General features: G+C 71.4%; 14 protein-coding genes. 12 read left to right on the top strand and 2 right to left on the bottom strand.

The genetic code is table 11. The annotated features are described in order from the left end of the window. Positions 1-64: 64 nt before the first annotated feature. The gene (locus tag HF519_RS05595; RefSeq protein ID WP_169410758.1) at positions 65-1,072 is read right to left on the bottom strand and encodes an Acg family FMN-binding oxidoreductase; all 1,008 of its coding nucleotides are present in this window, start codon (positions 1,070-1,072) and stop codon (positions 65-67) included. Between the two features lie 652 nt (positions 1,073-1,724). Here HF519_RS05595 and HF519_RS05590 point away from each other — a divergent pair. After that, a complete protein-coding gene (locus tag HF519_RS05590; protein ID WP_169410756.1) occupies positions 1,725-3,023 on the top strand; it encodes a geranylgeranyl reductase family protein in 1,299 nt (432 codons plus the stop codon). Positions 3,024-3,080: 57 nt separating this feature from the next. Here the strand turns inward: HF519_RS05590 and HF519_RS05585 are convergent, their stop codons facing one another. Beyond that, positions 3,081-3,905, bottom strand: coding sequence for an alpha/beta fold hydrolase (locus tag HF519_RS05585; RefSeq protein ID WP_169410754.1), 825 nt, complete (start codon positions 3,903-3,905; stop codon positions 3,081-3,083). Positions 3,906-4,247: 342 nt separating this feature from the next. On the opposite strand from HF519_RS05585, the gene HF519_RS05580 reads away from it, so the two are divergent. The 11 genes from HF519_RS05580 (at position 4,248) to HF519_RS05530 (ending at position 18,732) form a co-directional block, all read left to right on the top strand. Then, a complete protein-coding gene (locus HF519_RS05580; RefSeq protein ID WP_169410753.1) occupies positions 4,248-7,262 on the top strand; it encodes an AfsR/SARP family transcriptional regulator in 3,015 nt (1,004 codons plus the stop codon). A 162-nt stretch (positions 7,263-7,424) separates the two neighbouring features. After that, entirely contained in the window at positions 7,425-8,852 is a 1,428-nt protein-coding gene (locus tag HF519_RS05575) for a metal-dependent hydrolase family protein (protein WP_169410751.1), read from the top strand. 72 nt (positions 8,853-8,924) lie between these two features. Then, positions 8,925-10,343, top strand: coding sequence for an APC family permease (locus tag HF519_RS05570; RefSeq protein ID WP_169410750.1), 1,419 nt, complete (start codon positions 8,925-8,927; stop codon positions 10,341-10,343). A 125-nt stretch (positions 10,344-10,468) separates the two neighbouring features. Further along, positions 10,469-11,599 carry an FAD-dependent oxidoreductase gene (locus HF519_RS05565; protein ID WP_169410748.1) on the top strand — a complete coding sequence of 377 codons (1,131 nt, stop codon included), beginning with the start codon at positions 10,469-10,471 and terminating at the stop codon, positions 11,597-11,599. 101 nt (positions 11,600-11,700) lie between these two features. Further along, entirely contained in the window at positions 11,701-12,096 is a 396-nt protein-coding gene (locus HF519_RS05560) for a hypothetical protein (protein WP_312859921.1), read from the top strand. Between the two features lie 46 nt (positions 12,097-12,142). After that, on the top strand, positions 12,143-14,671 hold the full coding sequence (locus HF519_RS05555; protein WP_169410745.1) for a xanthine dehydrogenase family protein molybdopterin-binding subunit: 2,529 nt from the start codon (positions 12,143-12,145) through the stop codon (positions 14,669-14,671). After that, positions 14,668-15,564, top strand: a complete 897-nt coding sequence (locus HF519_RS32685) for an FAD binding domain-containing protein (RefSeq protein WP_169410743.1) — start codon at positions 14,668-14,670, stop codon at positions 15,562-15,564. The genes HF519_RS05555 and HF519_RS32685 overlap by 4 nt, the downstream gene beginning before the upstream one ends. Positions 15,565-15,575: 11 nt before the next feature. Next, positions 15,576-16,139, top strand: a complete 564-nt coding sequence (locus HF519_RS05545) for a (2Fe-2S)-binding protein (protein ID WP_169410741.1) — start codon at positions 15,576-15,578, stop codon at positions 16,137-16,139. Further along, a complete protein-coding gene (locus tag HF519_RS05540; RefSeq protein WP_169410739.1) occupies positions 16,132-17,073 on the top strand; it encodes an AAA family ATPase in 942 nt (313 codons plus the stop codon). The genes HF519_RS05545 and HF519_RS05540 overlap by 8 nt, the downstream gene beginning before the upstream one ends. Position 17,074: 1 nt before the next feature. Next, on the top strand, positions 17,075-18,337 hold the full coding sequence (locus tag HF519_RS05535) for a VWA domain-containing protein (protein ID WP_169410737.1): 1,263 nt from the start codon (positions 17,075-17,077) through the stop codon (positions 18,335-18,337). Beyond that, the gene (locus HF519_RS05530; protein ID WP_169410735.1) at positions 18,334-18,732 is read left to right on the top strand and encodes a RidA family protein; all 399 of its coding nucleotides are present in this window, start codon (positions 18,334-18,336) and stop codon (positions 18,730-18,732) included. Before HF519_RS05535 ends, HF519_RS05530 begins: the two co-directional genes overlap by 4 nt. Positions 18,733-18,747: the final 15 nt, after the last annotated feature.

Here is an 18,747-nt window from a genome sequence, read left to right as displayed (position 1 = left end):
CGGGGAGGCCCGATGGGCGCCGTCAGTGGTCTGCAGCGATGAGAAGGTCCGTCTGCGGTCCTCGTCAGTGGCTGGGAGCGCTCTGGGCGAGCACGAGGTCCTCGACGGGGCGACGTGGGGTGAGTCCTGCCACCGGCCAGCCGTGCCCGACGCGCAGCACGATCTGCGGTGGCCTGGTTGCGCTGATCATTCGCTGCATCTGCTGCCGAATGTCGGGCACCTCCACGAGCTGGGACAGGAAGGACACGGACAGTCCGTGCACGGTGGCGGTGAGCAGTACCCGCTGCAGGGCCTGCCCGGCCTGGATCTCGGCGCTGGGTCCACTCAGGTGCGCGCCCAGCACGGCGATGAGGGGCTCGGCCTCGAAGTCCTTGCCCGCGACCCGGGGCCGGCCCTGACCGCCGGTGAAGTCGCGCAGCACCCACTTGTCCTGGAGCTCCGGCAACGGGCCGCCGGCCGAGACCGGGACACCATCGGAACGGTCATTCGCGTCGCCGGTCCAGGCGGCGAGTTCGGCGCGGAACGCCGGGTCAGCCATCTGGACGTCGTGGGCTCGCGCTGCCAGCCGGCTCAATCGGGCGCGCTGCACCAGATCGTCCACGATGTGCAGCCAGGCGCCTTCGTCCAGCGCAGCACGGCACAGGGCGTGCTGTTCGGGCTGGATGAGCGGGGTGTCGGTGAAGGGACGTCGATTGGTGTGTCGCCGCGGTATCGCGGCACGTAGCCGATCGATCTCCGGTGTGCGCGGGTGCTGCCCACCGTGTCCCACGTTGGCCAGCAACTCCGGCCGGTCGGGGTCCGGAAGTAGGGTCACAACCGGTTGCACACCGAGGCCGAGCAGCGCCGTGCGCAGGTTGAACAGGGCCGCACCACAGCCGAGCCGCAGTTCGCGGTCCTGCGGATCAGCCCGTGGCAGGCGTCGGGCGGGATCTGCGTGCAGCTCGATCGCCTGCGGCGTCAATCGGAAACGCCACGGCTGGGCATTGTGCAGCGACGGAGCCCGGCCGGCGGCCTGGAGCAGGGCGGCGACCTGCTCGGCGGGTAGGCCCAGCGCACTGGGGATCTCACTCATCGAAGCCGTCCAGCACTGTCGGGGACCCCGGCCACAACGCCACGCCCGTTCCATCCACCGTGCCGCGCAGGTCGAACCAGTTGATACCGCCATTGGTCCCCTCAGGCCGGGATGCGGGACCCATTCCGGTGGCCCTTGCCGACCTGTCCGTTACCGGCGCCTCGACGAGCCGCTCCGCCGAGATCTCCGAGGCACTCGGGGGCTCCGAGAGCCGTGGACCGGCGTCGGCGGGTGTCGCGCCGCGCCTATCGGGTACCTGCATTGGCCTCGCACGGCGTGGCTGTCAGCAGCGCGCCGTGCGGGTTGCTCGTCCGCTCCCCGGTCGCAGGCCGACCGTGGGGTCGGCCGGGCACGGCTGGAGCCCGGTGATGCCGGGCTCCAGTTCGCCCGATCATCGCGCCGCGCTGCGGATCGGTCGAGCGGGGATCGTTTCACCGCGCCTGTGCACCGGCCCGACCGGTCGCGTCCGGAACGATTTCGGGGACGACGTCTTCCGAGGGTGGCTCCGTTCGCGGCGAGTGCGGTCGCGATCGTGGTGAAGATCGGGTTCTTCGGCCTGTCGCTCGACTCGGCCGTCGAACCGCTCACCTTCGCCGCGTGACGACGGCGAGGTCAACAGGCCGGCGCCCGACGCAGTTGGGACAATGGTGATATGGCCCCCGAAGCAGTCTCCGCCGCCGTCCCCGACTCGACCGACGTCCTCGTCGTGGGCGCGGGGCCGGCCGGGTCGGCCGCGGCGGCATGGGCGGCCCGCAGCGGGCTCGACGTCCTGCTGGCCGACGCCGCCACGTTCCCCCGCGACAAGGCCTGCGGCGATGGCCTCACCCCCCGCGCGATCGCCGAGCTCAACCGGCTCGGGCTGGGCGACTGGGTCCGGTCGCAGGGGACGAACCGGGGCCTGCGGGCGGCCGGCTTCGGGCAGGAGTTGCAGCTGCCCTGGCCGGGGGGTTCGCTGCCCGCCAACGGTGGTGCCGTCCCCCGCCTGGAACTCGACGCGCGCATCCGCGAGGCGGCGCTGGAGTCCGGTGCCGTCCCGTTCGAGGGTGCCCGTGCCGTCGATGTCGTGCGGGACGGTGAGCGGGTCGCCGGTGTGGTGTTCCGGCTCGCCGACGACACGACCACCACCGTCCGGTGCTCGCGCCTGGTCGTTGCGGACGGCGCCCGGTCCACGCTCGGTCGGGTGCTCGGCCGCGAATGGCACCGGGACACCGCGTTCGGCGTCGCGGCCCGCGGTTACATCCGGTCCGGCCGCAGCGACGACCAGTGGATCTCGTCGCACCTGGAACTGCGCGGCACCGAGGACGAGGTGCTCGCCGGTTACGGCTGGGTGTTCCCGCTGAACAACGGCGAGGTCAACATCGGCGTGGGCACCCTCGCCACCGACAGGCGACCGGCCGGTGTCCGGCTGCGCGGGCTGATCGAGCACTACGCCGATGCCCGCCGCGACGACTGGCAGCTCGACGGCCCGGTCCGGGCCCACGCGTCGGCGCTGCTGCCGATGGGGGGCGCGGTGTCCGGTGTCGCCGGCGTCAACTGGGCGCTCATCGGCGACGCCGCCGGCTGCGTGAACCCGCTCAATGGTGAGGGCATCGACTACGGGCTGGAGACCGGCCGCACGGTGGCCGAGCTGATCGCGCAGGAACGGGACCTTTCCGTCGCGTGGCCGGCCACCCTGCGCACCCACTACGGCCAGGCGTTCTCGATCGCGCGCCGGCTCGCCGGGCTGCTCACCCTCCCGCGCCTGCTCCCGCTGGCCGGGCCGGTCGGCATGCGCTCGCGGGGACTCATGACCGTGGCCCTGCGGGTCATGGGCAACCTCGTCACCGACGCCGACCGGGACCTCACCGCCCGTGCCTGGCGGGCGGCCGGGAAGCTCTCGCTGCGCCTCGACGATCGCCCGCCGTTCCCCGCGGCCGATCTGCGGATCTCGTCGCTCCCCGCCGCCAGCTGACCCGGCCCTCGGACCAGGCCGAGGCCGACCGCGACGACCAGCACACCAGTGCGGCCGCTACGCGCTCATCCGACTCGCGACGCCCGCGGTCTGCAGGAACTCATCGATGTGCCCGTTCAGCTCGGCCGGCCGCTCGAGCCAGACCAGGTGACCCGCCCGCGGGATGCGTGCCACCGCCGCGCCGGGGATCGCCGCCGCAACCCGCTCGTTGTAGCGGGGCAACGTGATCCGGTCCTCCTCGCCATACACCACGAGCGTCGGGCAGGTGATCTGCGGTAGGCGCTCGGCCGTCTCGTGCACGAGGTCCGCGCGGAAGTGTGCTGCCGTGCCGTCGAGGCGCGTCGACATGTGCCGCCGGAGCTCGGCCTCCACAGCGGCCTGAAGGTCCGGCTCCTCGTCGATCACGCTGGGGGAGGACATCCAGAACGCGAACTGGGCGTACACGTCCACCGGACCGTTCTCGAGCGCGTAGAGGCGCGACGCGAAGTGCCGCTGCATGTGCTTCTCGCGCTCGGTGGACGACCAGGTGGCCGCCAGCACGACGCTGCGCACCCGGTCGGGCCGCAACAACGCGATCTCCTGGGCGACCGCGGACCCGAGGCTCAGACCCACGACGTGCGCGGGCGGTAGGTCGAGCGCGTCCATCAGTCCGATGACGTCGGCCGCGAGGTCGGCCACCGTAGGCGGGAGGTGGCCACCGACGGTCCGGCCGCTGCCGCGCAGGTCGAGGGTCAGGCACCGGTAGCGGTCCTGGAAGTGGGCCACCTGGTGGGTGTGCCACATGGAACCGGCGAGACCAGTGCCCGGAATCCACACGATCGGGTCACCCGACCCGGACTCCTCGTAGTGCATGTCGACGTCCCCCGTGCGGACCATGGGCATCCGGCGCTCCTCTTCTCCCGTACGTGAGCGACCGCGCGATCGCCCCGTGTGGCCGGAATCCGACCGGCCGTGCACCGTCGCAGGCGTCCGTGAGCGCGCCGTTAACCACGTCACAGTGTGGTTGCGATCACTTGTATGCTGTGTTGCATGCAATGAGCCCGCCGGATCGGTGGGGGCAGACCGAGTTCGCGGTCATAAAGTTCCGCCGGTCGGCGTCCTCCTCACGGCCGGTCCGGGCGCCTAGAGTCGCGATCGACGGGGGCCGATGCGGCGCAGCCGGGCGGGATGAGGAGCAGTGCACGGGATCGGAGCCTCCATCGGGGTGCAGCGGAGTTCAACCTGATGCGGGTTATCCAGCTCAAGATCACCCCGCCGCCGGTCGGAGGCACGGTGGTGCGACGGCCGCGGATCGAGTCCCTGCTGAGCCGACTCATCGAGCAGCACCGGGTCGTGTGCGTCCTCGCGTCCGCAGGAGCGGGCAAGACGACCGCCGTTCTGCAGGCGGCCCAGCAGTTGCGCCGCCCGTTCGCCTGGCTCGCGGTCGACGCGACCGACACCGTCACCGGGCGCCTGCTCACCTATCTCGAGGCCGCGATCGCCCGCCAGGTGCCGGGGGTGAAGGGGCTGGCGGGCGCCGCCCTGGTCTCTCAGCTGCCGCACCCGGAGGTCGCCGGCCTGCTCGCAGAGGCCGTCGGAGACAGCAACCTGCTGCTGGTGCTCGACGACATGGAGCGGCTGGCCGAGGAGCCAGAAGCCCTCGCCGTCGTGTCGTCATTCGCTCGCTACCTGCCGCCCACCGCGCGGCTCGTCATCATCAGCCGTTCCGTCCTACCGTTCGACGCGGCCGGTGGCGCCTCGTTCCTGACCTACGTCGCGGCGGTCGGCGAGGAGGATCTCGCGTTCACGGTGCAGGAGGCCACCGATGCGCTCGTGCTGTCCGGCCGACCCGACGTCGATCCCGCCGAGGCGATCGTCGAGACCGGTGGCTGGGTCACGGGCGTGCTCTTCGAGGCGTGGCGCTCGGCGGACCACGTCATCGGGATCGGCGGTGAGGCCGACCCGCTGCACGGCTACCTGGCTACCCAGATTCTGGCGCAGCTCACGCCGGCTGACCGCGAGTTCCTGATCTCGACCGCCTTGCTCAAGGAGGTGACGCCGGCCGCCGCCGAGAGCCTCGGGGTGCAGGACGCGGCGGTCCGCCTGCACAGCCTGCGCTCACGCCGGCTCCCGGTGGCCTGGGACCCCGGCGGCAAGGCGATGCGTTGCCACCCCCGGTTTCGTGAGTACCTCCTCGAGTTGCTGCAGCGGCGCAGCGACGCCGAGGTGAGAGAGCTGCACCGGGCCTACGCGCAGCTCCTGGTCGAGCTGCAGCACGACGAGGAGGCCGTTGAGGAGTTCTTCGCCGCCGGCCGGCTCGACGAGGCCCTGGAGGTCGTCGAACGGGTCGTCGTCGGGGTCATCGAGCGCGCCGATTTCGCGCTTGCCGAGCGCTGGCTGCAGCGGCTGAAGCCGGTGCGCGACGACGGGCAGCCCGGTCTCGTCGTCGCCGAGCTCATGCTGGCACTGGGCCGCGAGGACTACTGCCGGGGTGTACAGCTGGTCGACGAGCTGGCGGAGGGGGGCCGGCGTGACGAGTTGGCCGGGTCGTCGAGCCGGGCGGCGAGCCTGATGGCCTGGTGCTACCTGCACGCCGGGCGGGTGGCGGACATCAATGCGGTGCTGGACGTCGCCCTGCCGGGCGACGAGCTCGACGCCATGCGGTACGCGATGCGGACCGTGGACGGCATCCCGGGTGCCTCGAACACCCCGGTGGGGTCGCTGACCGGCGGGCCGTTCGACGCGCTGGTCATGCGCACCCACTACGACCTCGGTCGGCTCAGCCTCCTGGCCGATGCGCCGTCGTCGCCCTGGGCGGCGAAGGCCGCCGAGCCGTGGCGGGTGGGGGCGTTGCTCGCCACGGGGCACACCGAGCAGGGCTTCGAGCTGTACCAGGGCCTGGAGGGCAGCCACGAGCAGGGTGTGTGGCTCGCCGCGGTGATCGGACCGAAGCTGATGGCCGAGCTCGGCGAGCACGACGCGGCCTGGCGGCTCCTGCGCACCGGACGCGAGCGCATCGTGGCCAGCGGCTCGGAGCTGTTCCGCATGCTCAGCCTGCTCGCCGAGGCGGAGCTGTTGCTGCGGCTGGGCAGCGACGCGCGCGCCGCTCGGCACGTCCTCGAGGAGGTGGCGCAGCATCCGATCGGGCAGCGCTACGCGAACATCCGCGAGCACGCGAACACACTGCTCGGGACCGCCCTGCTGCTCGAGGGCGAGGACCTACGCGCCCGGGACTGCCTGGAGGCGGCCGTCGTCAGCATGCGGCAGGGCGAACGCATCCTGTGGCTGCCGGCGGCCGCCGTCCACCTGGCCGAGGCTCAGTGGCGGCTGGGGGAGGAGCAGGGCGCCGACGACGCCGCCAACCTCGCGCTGTGGGCCGCCGAGCAGCAGGGCTCGAACCACCTGCTGCTGCAGGCGCTCTCGGAGTTCCCGGCCGTGCTGTCCCGGCGGCTGGACATCGAGCGTCGCGCCGATTCACCCTGGCACGAGCTCGGCCGCGCGCTCATGGTGCTGGGCGTCGAACTCGGCGACGTGCTCGCCGCGTCGGTTCACGTCACGGAGTTCGGGCGGACGGCCGTCCTGGTCAACGGCGAGGACGCGGCACTGCGGCTGAAGAAGAGCTACGAGCTGCTCGCATATCTCGCCAACAGCGGTCGCGACGCCGTTCCGCGCCAGGAACTCCTCGACGTACTGTTCGCGGGCCGCGGCGACGACGCCGCCGGCTCCTACCTCCGCCAGGCCGTGCTCCGGTTGCGCCGCGCCGTGCCGGACGTCCTGCGTTCCGACCCCGCCGCCGGCCGTGTCGGCCTCGGCGCCGGCGTCCGGGTGACCACGGAGTCCGAGCGGTTGTCCGCGCTGCTGCGGCAGGCGGCGAGCCTGCGCGGCCAGGACCGGCTGCGGACGCTGTTGCAGGCCTTGGAGATCGCCGACCGCGGGGAGTACCTACCCGGAGTGCTGTCGTCCTGGGCCGAGGAGCGGCGCCAGCACCTGGCCTCCGTCGTGCAGGAGGCCCGGCACGACGCTGCCGAGATCGCCTTCGCCACCGGGCACTACCGGCAGGCGGCCCGGTTGGTCGGCGACGTGTTGCGGGCCGATCCGTTCCGGGAGTCCGCCTGGCGTCTGGAGATGCGGATCGCCGACGCACTGGGCAACCAGGACCGCGTGATCGCGGCGTACCGCGCCTGCGAGCGCGCCCTGAACGAGCTCGGCACCCAGCCCACCCCCACCACCGTCCGGCTCCTCCAGGACCTGCGTCGCTGACGGCACGTGTGCGCGAACGGCCTCCGAAACTGCATGGATCAGCCCGGAACATCCCGATTTCGCCGCGATTCACGGAGCCCCTCCACCATTCGCCGCCACAGCGACATCCACCGCGCAGCACGACCGTGCCGGCGCTCAGCGGAGACCTGGAGGACGCACGCGATGCCCTCGTCCTGGTTGCTCATCGAGAACGGCACCGTCGTCGACGGCACTGGTGCGCCGGCCTCGGCCGGAACATCCGTCCTGATCGAGGGCGACCGTATCGTCCGGGTCGGTGCGGACGCGACGGCCGACGCGGTGCCGCGGGGTGAGCCGCTCACCCGGATCGACGCCACCGGCAAGACCGTGATGCCCGGCCTCATCGACGCGCACTGCCACATGACCTACGGCGAGAGCCGCAGCGAGGAGGAGATCGACCTCTACACCAGCCCGGAGCTGCGCACGCTCAAGGCCGCGTTCCACGCGCAGAAGGTGCTGCGCGCGGGCGTCACCGGGATCTCCCAGCCGGGGGGCAGCTACTTCATCGGCGTGGGACTGCGAGAAGCGATCAAGGACGGCATCGTCCAGGGGCCGCGGATGACCTCCGCCGGCCGCTACATCAGTACCAGCAACAGCCTCACCGACTGGTACCCGGACTCGGTCGGCGTGCCCGAGGGGTCCATCGGCATCCTGGCCAACACGGTCGACGGGATGAAGGACGAGGTGCGCCGCCAGGTCAAGGCGGGTGTCGACCTCATCAAGCTGGCCGACAGCCCCTACGGCGACTACCAGGCGTTCACCGACGACGAGATGAAGATCATCGCCGACCTGGCCCACCAGCTCGGTAGGAAGGTCACCATCCACGCCCGCGGTTCCGCCGAGGTGGACGCCGCCGTGCGGGCCGGCATCGACTGGATCATGCACGGCAACGTCATGGACGACGCGACGATCGAGCGTCTCGCCGAGTCCGGCACGCCGCTGGTCCCGACGCTGCTACTGCTGGCCAACGTCGCCGACTTCGGCGACCGGGTGGGCGCGCCGGCGCCACTGCGCGACGGCATGAAGCGGATGCTCGACAAGACCGGCGACAGCTTGCACCGCGCTCACGAGGCGGGCGTGAAGATGGTGCTCGGCACGGACACTGGATTCTCCGTCGCCCCCTACGGCGAGTGGCACGCCCGGGAGCTCGAGCTGCTCATGGACTACGCCGGCCTGTCCTCGCTCGAGGCCATCCAGGCGGGCACCCAGCACGGCGCCCTCATGCTCGGCCTCGACGGCCAGGTCGGCGTCATCGCGCCCGGCATGATCGCCGACGTCATCGTGGTCGACGGCGACCCCGTCGCCGACATCACCGTTCTCCAGGACAAGCGGCGCATCGAGACCGTGGTCCAGGACGGCCGGGTGGTGGTGTTCGACGAGGCGGCGCTCGAGCGGCGCTGGCCGCACGAGCGCGGTCAGACGTACTCCGTCACCGACCTCACCTACGACCTCGTGCACGGCGGGGCCGAGGACGCGGCCGGGAACGGGCACGTCCCGGAGCTCGACACGAGCCACGCGGGCGACCTCGTAGCGGATCTCCAGCGCCGGGAGACCTCCGCACGGATGTGCTGACGGTCCGGTCACCGGCCGTCGGTCCTGCAGTTGCAGTCCCTCCCATCCCGTTCCCATCACCGGGGAGACCGAATGACAACCAGCAAGGAAGTCCCCGAAGGGCAGTACGAGGACGGCGACGACCTCGACCTCGACCTCGTCGACGAGAAGCCGCTGTCCTGGTTCGACGTGTCCGCCATGGGCACGGGTGAGATGCTGTTCACCGCCGGGTGGGCCTGGATCGTTTTCATCGCCAGTGCCTACGGGATCAAGTGGACCCTCATCGGGTTCGTGGCCGGCGCAGTGGTGATCAACATCGCCTGGTGGCTTTACCGCGAGATGATCACGGCGGTACCCGAGCCCGGCTCCATCCAGTCCTACGGCCGGGAAGCCGGTCTGTTCTCCCTGGGCACCTCGTACTTCATCCTCTACGCCCCGGTGTACGGCGCGTTCATGTGGCTGGAGCTGCTGATCGCCGAGGGGCTGCTGACGCTGCTGTTCCCGGACGTGCCGGTGGCGATCTGGCCGTACGTGGTGATCGTGCCGGTTGTCGTGCTCAACCTGATGGGCCACCAGATCACCGGCAAGGTGCAGGCCGCGCTCGTCGTGGTCACGCTGGTCGGTGACATCGTGCTCGCGGTCGGGGTCTGGTGGCTGTTCGCCGACAGCGGCTTCTGGGCGGCCAACTGGGAGTCGCCGAGCCCGGTCAACTGGCTCACGCTGTTCACCGTCGGCGGGCTCTGGCTCGGGATCATGGCAGGCATCCTCGAGGTGCAGCAGGTCCTCGTCGACGAGTGGCAGAACTTCAAGCAGTCCCGCGACGTCGGCCTGCTCTCCGCGGCCTGGCAGCTGTGGATCCGGCAGATCCCGCTGGCCTTCGCGATCCTCGCCAGCGCGCCGCTGGCGGCGCTGCTTCTGCTCCCGGTCCCGACGGTCGGCATCGTCCAGGAGCGTCTCGGCCAGGCGACAACGCACCCGCTGTTCTACCTCGCGCTGATCACCATGCTCATCGCGACCTACACCACGCTGAGCGTGTTCTTCATGGCCATGGGCAAGATCGTCGCGCTGTATGCCCAGCAGGGCGCCCTGCCACGGGCCTTCGGGCGCTACTCGACGCGCTCGGTGCCGTGGGTGGCCATCCTGGTGCTGGCCGCATTCGCCCTGATCGGCGTCTACTGGCGGGACTTCACCTTCATCGTCCACATGCTGTCGATGTGGTCGGCCACGTTGTACTTCCTGATGGCGCTGTTCTTCATCCGGATGCGGGCCCGCAAGAACCTCGACCGGCCGCTCACCGTCCGGTACGGCGTCCCGCTGGCGGTGTTCCTGCTCATCTACACCGGGCTCATCGCCCTCGGCATCACCGTCCTCGACTGGCACGCAGCGGCCGCCTGGTTCGCCCTGGTCGTCGTCATCGCGCTCTACGACAAGTTCGTGGTGCCGCGGACCAAGCGGGGCGGCTTCTACCGGGCGCAGGTCCTGCGCCAGCGCACCGACGCCTCGCGCCTCTAGCGCGGGCTCCAGCCGACCGCCGGGACCCCACACCCGGTGGTGGCGCTCCCGCCGCGTCCGCGGCCGGGCTCGATCCGGCCGCGGCGCGGCACCACCCCTGAACGACCGATCGGAAGGACGTCGCAGTGACCAAGGCGAGGCAGGCGGAGATCGCCGGGGCGGGGCTGGGCGGTCTGGCCGTCGGAATCGCTCTCGCCCAGCGCGGCTGGCGGGTGCGGGTCCACGAGCGGTCGAACGAACTGCGCATGTTCGGCGCCGGGATCTGGCTGTGGGAGAACGGTCTGCGCTCGCTCGCCGCCCTCGGAGTCGAGGCGACCGCCACCCGGCGGGCCAAGCGGATCGAGACCCTGGTCGCGCGCGACTCCGACGGCAAGGCACTGATGCACCGGGCCTTCGGCGCCGCGGACCGGCTGCTGCTGCCGCCGCGTGCGGACCTATACGACGCACTGATCGCGCGGGCCATCGAACTCGACGTCGACATCATCGCCGGGTCGGTCATCACCGGCGGCAACCCGCGCGGTGAGCTGGAGGACCAGGACGGCAAGGTCTGGCGGGCCGACCTCGTGGTCGCTGCGGACGGCGTGTTCTCCCGGGTCCGGGAATCGATGCTGCTCACCGAGCGCGTGGACTACCTCGACGAGGGTTACACCCGGCTGCTCATCCCGCGCAGACCGGAGGACCCCTCGACCGAGATCACCGAGTACTGGAACGGCTCGCGCCGGTTGCTCTACGACCCGTGCACCGACGAGGTCAACTACGTCTGCCTCTGCTGCAACGTGGATGACGAGGCGGGCCGGCGCGTACCGGTGGACAAGCAGAGCTGGCTGGGAGCGTTTCCACACCTGGGTGGGATCATCGAGCGGATCGACGAGGTCGGCCGCTGGGACCGGGCGATGCGGGTGACCTGCCGCGCCTGGTCGCGTGGGCGGGCCGCCGTGGTGGGCGATGCCGCGCACGCCCAGCCGCCGAACCTGGGCCAGGGCGCCAACCTCACCTTCCAGAACGCCCTGTCGCTCGCGACGTACCTGGACCAGCACGCCGACGTGCCGACCGCCCTGCAGAGTTGGGAGCGACACGAACGCCCGCTGACCGACCACGTGCAGCGCTGGACCGACCTCTACGGACGGGTCGCCAGCGCCTGGCCGGAACGGTTCGCGTCACGCCGCAGCCAGGTTCTCGAACTCGCCACGAAGCTGCCGTGGGTGGCGAAGCAGTTGAACAAGGCGGCCCGACACATCCCTGTCGGCGCGACGTAACGCTTGGCTGCCGGTGTGAAACCGGGCACAGTATGGGCCCCGTCGAGAAACGATTCGTAGCGACTAGGTAGGTAGGTAGCGCGATGTCACAAGAAGCGAAGGTGTCCGGGAGCTACGAGTACCTCCCTCGTCCGGAGGTGGTCGGCAAGGAGTACCTCCGAGACATCCTCGAGCAGTACTACTTCCACAAGTGGAACACGAACAAGGACACCGTCGCGGCCGTCAAGAAGTGGCGTGACTGGCCGCTCGTCGTCCGCATGCCGGACGTGAAGGAGGACTTCACCGTCCTCATCGACGAGGGCAGCGTCCTGAGCGTGGAGAGCGGCCTGCCGGAGCGGCCCCGCATCCTCGCCACGATGCTCGCCGACACCATGCAGCGGATCTACTACGACGAGACGACCGCCGCCATCGAGTCCATCGCCGGCCGGATCAAGATCCGTGGCAACGAGACCGAGCGCCGCCGGATGCTCGCGGCGATCTCCTATCTGACCTGGTGACCCGGACCCCCGTGCTGACCTGAGCCGGTACGACGAGAGGCGTGGAATGACTGAGACCCTGCCGACGGCCCCGCCGACGCGCCCCCGGGCCGAGCGGCACGCCCCCGAGCGCCGGGAGACCGGCTCCGGGAACAAGCTCGTGGGCCGCTCGGTGCCCCGCACCGAGGACCTGGCCCTGCTCACCGGCACCGCCCGCTTCATCGACGACATCCGGCTGCCCGGCATGCTCTACGCCAAGATCCTCCGCAGCACCACGGCGCACGCCCGGCTCAACGGCGTGGATCTGTCGAAGGCGCTGCAGCAGCCGGGCGTGCGCGGGGCGATCTGCGGGCAGGACCTCCTCGGCAAGGTCAAGCCGTGGGGCGACATGATGCAGGACCTGCTCGTGGGTGACCACTTCCCGTTCGCCACGGACAAGATCCTCTACGAGGGCCAGGAGATCGCCGCCGTCGTCGCGGACAGCAAGTACGCCGCGCTCGACGCCCTCGAGGTGATCGAGGTCGACTACGACGAACTGCCCGTGCTGGTCGACCCCGAGGGGGCCCTGGATCCGGAGTCGCCGCTCATCCAGGAGGGCATCAACTACGAGTTCGGCGAGGGCAACATCTTCGACCGCTACCGGGTGCGGGTCGGGGACGCCGCGGCCGCCGCGGCCGACGCCGACGTCGTGGTGCGGCAGCGGTTCGTCAGCAACCGGCAGGCCGGTGCCGCGCTGGACCCGCACGGCTGCGTGGCCAGCTACGACTCGTTCACCGGTGTGCTGACGATCTACTCGTCGACGCAGTCGATCTTCATGGTGCGCGACGTCCTCGCCGACACGCTGCAGATCCCGCGCAACCGCGTGCGCGTAGTGATCCCCGAGGTCGGCGCCGGCTTCGGCTCCAAGGCGCAGATGTTCGCGCACGAGGTGATCGCGTCGGTGCTCTCCATGCAGCTCGGCAGACCGGTGCACCTCGTGCTGGGCCGCGGGGAGATCTTCCGCGCCGGCACGGCCCGGACCGGGCAGGTGCGCTACGCCGAGATGTACCTCAAGCGGGACGGCGAGATCACCGGCTACCGCGACTACATCGTGCACGACTGCGGCGCGCAGTCGCTGTGGGGCAACCAGGTCGTGCACATCGGCACGAACGTCGGGATGCTGCCGTACCCGATCCCGAACATCCACATCGACGCCGACGTCGTCCACACCAACACCGCTCCGGCCGGGCCGCTGCGCGGCTTCGGCATCCCCGAGACCATCTGGGCCAAGGAGCAGCTGGTCGACATGGCCGCCGAGCGGCTGGGCATGGACCCGCTCGACCTGCGGGCCCGCAATGTCGTGCAGCCGGAGTCCTTCCCGTACCGCACTCCGATGGGCCAGGTCATCGACAGCACCTCGATCGACCGCTGCCTGCAGACGTGCGCGGAGGCGATCGGGTGGCGGGAGAAGAAGGCGCGGCCCGAGCCCAACGAGGGGGTCGGGCTGGCGGTCTCGATGAAGTACACCAGCTGCCGGCACCCGTCCCTCGACACCGACCTGTCGGCGGTGCGGGTCCGGCTGGAGACCGACGGCACCGTCACGATCTTCTCCAGTGACGTCTCGCACGGCCAGGGCCACGCCACGTTCCTCGCTCAGATCGTGAGCGACGTGCTCGGGGTCGGGTTCGAGAAGGTGGCGCTCGCCCCGCCGGACTCGGCCACCGCCCCGTTCGGGCTCGGGACCTACGCCAGCCGGGCCGCGGCCGTGCTCGGCACGGCGTGCCGACAGGCCGCCGAGCGGCTGCGGGAGAAGGTCGTCGCCATCGCCGCGCACGTGCTGGAGGCCAACCCCGAGGACCTGGACACCGGCAACGACCGGGTGCACGTCCGCGGCCTGCCCGACACCGGGCTGTACCTCGAGAACCTGGCCGGGTACGCCGCGTACCGCACCCACCAGCTGCCGCCCGGGTTCGAGCCGACGCTCGAGGCGGTGGCCACCTACGACACGCCGACCGAGCGCGAGGCGCCCGACGGCTCGGGCAACTTCAGCGTGACCTACTCCGGCGCCGCGCACGCCGCGCACGTCCGCGTCGACCCTGACACGGGCCGAATCACCGTGATCGACTACGCGATGGCGCACGACACCGGAACGGTGATCAACCCGCTGATCGTCGAGGGTCAGCACCAGGGCGGGTTCCTGATGGGGATCGGCATGGCGCTGGGCGAGGACTACGTCTACGACGACCAGGGCCGCCTGCTCAACGCCAGCTTCAAGGACTACCAGGCGCCGTACGCCACCGAGCTGCCCGAGCTGACCAAGATGTTCGAGATCCCGGCCCCGTCGGTGAACATCCCCGGTGGGCAGAAGGGCGCCGGCGAGTCCGGCACCGGCCCGGTGCCCGCCGCGATCGGCAACGCCGTCTACGACGCCACCGGCGTCCGGTTCACCGCGCTGCCGATCACCCCGGACCGGATGCTGCTCGCCCTGCGCGAGAAGGAGCGCCGAGGGCTCGACAGCTTCCGTTACCCCGACGACATGCCCGACTTCACCAGCCCGCGCACGCCGGACGAGTGGCCCACACCGACCGGCTCGGACGAAGGAGACCTGCTGCTGTGAAGCCGTTCAGCTTCCACTCCCCGCGGGGGCTGGGGGAGGCCGTCGACCTGCTCGAACGGCACGGCCCCGGTGCTCAGGTGATCGCCGGCGGCCAGACGCTGCTGCTCGCGATGAAGGAGCGACTCGCCCGCCCCTCGGCGCTGGTCTCGCTGGCCGAGGTCGCGGACCTCCGCGGCTGGCGCTACACCGACTCCGGTGCCCTGGAGATCGGCGCCGCGACCACCTACGCGGCGCTCGCCGAGGCCGAGCTCACCGGGGTACCGCTCCGCGGATGGCACACCGAGATCGCCGCGGTCGCCGGCGACCTGGCCGACCGGCCGGTGCGCACCATGGGCACGATCGGCGGCGCGCTGTGCGCCGCCGACCCGCGCTTCGACATGGTGACGCTGGTGGTCGCACTCGATGCGGAGCTGGACACCGTCGGCGCCGGGGGCGGGCGGACGATCCGGGCCGCGGAGTTCTTCGACCCGGTGGGCGGCACCGTGCTGCGCCCCGGCGAGATCCTCACGACCGTCCGGTTCCGGCCGCAGGACGGGTTCTCCGGGGTCGCGTTCGAGAAGTTCCGCTACCGCGTGTTCGACGCCGCGCTGGTCTCGGCGGTGTGCGCGCTGCGGCTCGGCGCTGACGGGGCCGTCGCGGACGCCCGCGTCACGGTGGGCGCGGTTCACCCCGCTCCTGTCCTGGCGACCACCGCGGCGGACCGGCTCGTCGGCGGCACCCCCACGGCGGTGGACACCGTCGAGATCGGCCTCGTGGCGGCCGACGAGGTGCTGCCCGCCGAGCAGGCCACCACCTCGGTACGCCGCTACCAGCGCGAACTCATCGGAGTGCTCGTCGGGCGCGCGATCGCGCGGTCCCACGAGCGGGCCCACACGACGACGGCGGGGAGCTGACCGTGCAGACCATGACCCTCACGATCAACGGCACCGAGGTCACCGCCGAGGTGGACGAGCGCACGCTGCTGCTGGAGTTCATCCGTGACGTCGCCGGCTACACCGGGACGCACAACGGGTGTCTCGAGGCGCGTTGCGGCTGCTGCGCGGTCGAGGTGGACGGCGACATCGTCAAGTCCTGCAACGTGCTGGCGCTGCAGGTCGCCGGGCGCAGCGTCACCACCGTCGAGGGGCTCGCACCACAGCGGGTCGCGCCGCTGGAGCACATCACGACGCAGAGCCTCGCCGGGGTCTACCGGCCGCTCGACGCGCTCGGCGCCCAGGACGACGACCTGCATCCGCTGCAGGCGGCGTTCCACAAGTGTCACGCGCTGCAGTGCGGGTTCTGCACGCCGGGGATGCTGATGGTCCTCAAGGACTACCTCGAGGACAACCCGGAGCCGACGCGCGACGAGGTGCGCAAGGCGATCGGCGGCAACATCTGCCGGTGCACCGGATACCAGCACATCGTTGACGCCGCGATGGAGGCCGCGGAGAACATGCGTCCGGTGGCGGCGCCGGCTGCCGATGGCTGACGCGGCCCCCGTGGACCTGGACGACGACCCGGTGCGGGGGCTCACCGCCGCGCTGGCCGCGCAGCACTACATCGTCGACCGTCCGCTGGCGACCGTGCTGCACCTGGCCGGCCACCTCGAGCTTCCCCTTCTCCTGGAGGGGGAGCCCGGGGTGGGGAAGACGGCGGTGGCCGAGGCCCTCGCGGCGGTGCGGGGCGCCCGGCTGGTGCGGTTGCAGTGCTACGAGGGGTTGTCGGCGCACCATGCGCTCTACGAGTGGGACTACGCCCGGCAACTGCTCGACATTCGGATCGGCGAGGCCGAGGGGCTGTCCGGGAGCGGGGTCCGGTCGCGGATCTTCTCGCCGGAGTTCCTGCTGCGCCGGCCGCTCCTCGAGGCGATCTGGCCGTCCGGTGACGACAGGCACCGGCCGGTGCTGCTGCTGATCGACGAGGTGGACCGGGCCGACGAGGAGTTCGAGGCGCTGCTGCTCGAGGTGCTCTCCCAGTTCCAGGTGACCATCCCTGAGATCGGCACGATCCGCGCCGAGCGCAGGCCCACGATCGTGCTCACCGCGAACCGCACGCGGGCGCTGTCCGACGCGCTGCGCCGGCGCTGTCTCTACCACTGGATCCCGTTCCCCAGTCTGGAGCGGGAGATCGAGATCGTCCGCACGCGGTTGCCGGAGGCGTCCGAGCGGCTGGTGCAGCGCGGGTGCCTGCTCGTGCAGCGGCTGCGCGGCGGCTACTACCGCAAGGCGCCCGGTGTCTCCGAGACGATCGATTGGCTCCGCGCGCTGACGCTCTTCGGCGCCACCGACCTCGATCGCGCACGAGTCCAGGACACCATCGGCTGCCTGCTCAAGGACAGCGAGGACGTCGCGGCGTTCCTGGGTCGGGACAGCGAGCAGATGTACCGAGAGTTCGGCTTGCTGCCGGACGGCCGGACGGCCTGAGGTGGTGCGCCATGGCCGCGAGCGCCCTGGGGCGCTCGCGCCGCACTCCCTCGTCGCCGCGGCACGGGACCGCCGCCTGCAGCGGACCGGGGACCTCGACCACGACCTCCCGCTCTTCGGCGCGTTGCTGCGCGACGTGGGCGTCCCGGCATCGCTGTCCGCGGTGCTTCGAGCGGTCCGGGCGGCCGACGCGGTGCCCCTGGAGCGCCGCGCGGACCTGCACGTCGCACTGCGCAGCTGCCTGGCCGCGTCGATCGAGGAGGCGGCGGTCGTCGATGTGGTCTTTCCCGTGTTCTTCTCGGTGGAGTCACCCGACGCGCTCGGACTGGTCGACGAGACCGGCGGCGGGGACGATGAGGCGTCCGGTGCGGGGGAGCAGGGCGGTCTGCAGGCGGCGGGGACCGGCGACGATGCCCGGCGCGTCGACGGGGCGGCCAGACGGGCCACCTGGAGCGCCACCGGGACCGGACGACGGGTGTCGGCCGCCGTCCCTGAGCGCGACCGTCGCGTCGAGGACCTCGCCCGCCGGTGCGCCCGCGCGCTCGGCACCGCGCGCAGCCGCCGGCGGCGGCCGGACGAGCGCGGCGACCTCGTGGACCTGCGGGAGAGCCTGCGACACAACCTGCGCTACGGCGGCGAGGTCGCCGATCTGCGGCGCACCCGGCAGCGTCGGGAGCGGGCCCGGCTGGTGGTGCTGTGCGACCTCAGCACGTCCATGCAGCCGTTCACCCCGTTCTTCCTGGCGTTCGTGCATGCGCTGACCAAGGCCGTCCGCTCGGTGGAGTGCGCCATCTTCAACGTCGAGGTCGCGATGGTCACCGACGTGTTCCGCCGCATGCCGCTTCGCCCGGCGCTGGCCTGGCTGGAGCACCGCTCGGTCTCGCTGGCCGGCGGTACCCGGCTCGGTCACTGCCTGCACGGGTTCACCGCCGCGCTGGAGGCTCGCGGTGCCCTCGCACCCACCACGACGGCGATGGTGCTCAGCGACGGGTGGGACGTCGGCGACCGTGACCTGCTTGCGCGCGAGGCGGCCCGGCTGCGGCGTCAGGTAGGCCGCCTGATCTGGCTGGATCCGCACGCGGCCGCGCTCGACCACCGTCCGCAGGTCATCGGTCTGCGGACGATGTGGCCGTTCATCGACGACTACCTCGACTTCTCCACTGTGGAGTCGCTGGCCGGGGTGGTCGCGCACCTGGAGGACACGCGGGCTCGGCCTCGGCCGGTCCGTGGAACGAACCGGAACGAGGAGAGGAACGCGGGATGAGTGCGAAGCAGCGGGTGGAGATGCGGGTGCCGGGACTGCCGGCGCCGCTGAGCCACTACACGGACGCGGTGCGGTTCGGGGACCTCCTCTTCGTCTCCGGAGTCGCGCCGCTGGACGAGAACGACCGGTTGGTCGGCGAGGGTGACGTGGTCGCGCAGGCACGGCAGGTGCACGTGAACCTCGAGAAGGCGCTCACGCACGCCGGCGCGAGCTTCGCCGACGTGCTCAAGGTGACCGTGTTCCTCACCGACGTCGAGGACCGGGCGAAGGTCAACGACGTCCGACGGGAGTACTTCGGCTCGGCGTTCCCGGCGAGCACGCTGGTCGAGGTGAGTGCGCTGGCTGTTCCCGGGATGCTGGTGGAGATCGAGGCGGTGGCCGGCATTCCCGGCTGAGACCGGTCGTGAGGG

This window comes from Pseudonocardia bannensis, assembly GCF_012911875.1.
GTDB lineage: Bacteria > Actinomycetota > Actinomycetes > Mycobacteriales > Pseudonocardiaceae > Pseudonocardia > Pseudonocardia bannensis.
The sequence above is the reverse complement of the archived record's forward strand: the minus strand, read 5'-3'. Positions and strand labels throughout refer to the sequence as shown.